General features: G+C 39.1%; 1 protein-coding gene. It reads left to right on the top strand.

The features are described 5' to 3' along the window. Positions 1–24 precede the first annotated feature (24 nt). Positions 25–248, top strand: a 224-nt coding sequence (locus R0J87_RS23215; RefSeq protein WP_498889322.1) for a hypothetical protein, incomplete at its 3' end; no start/stop codon positions are given.

The following is a 248-nucleotide window of genomic DNA, read 5'->3' as shown; positions in this document are numbered from 1 at the left end:
GTTCGGTTTAGGCAGTCTTTAAAATTGGCCATGAAGCTCAAAAAAGAAATGAAAGTTTCTGGTCGTACAAGATATGTCATGGTAGGAGCCAAACACGAAACGGATCAACAAGCAGCTCTTACACTTCGATCTCGTTTCAAACACGTAAATAAAGAAAAAAGTAAAATGACATTTCGCATGGCTGCTCATGTATCACATGAGCAAAGCGGAAGTGTAATCATTAAGCAGAAATATTGGACGCTTGATGG

Origin of the sequence: Halomonas sp. SIMBA_159 (assembly GCF_046536035.1) — a bacterium.
GTDB lineage: Bacteria > Pseudomonadota > Gammaproteobacteria > Pseudomonadales > Halomonadaceae > Vreelandella > Vreelandella venusta_A.
The sequence above is the reverse complement of the archived record's forward strand: the minus strand, read 5'-3'. Positions and strand labels throughout refer to the sequence as shown.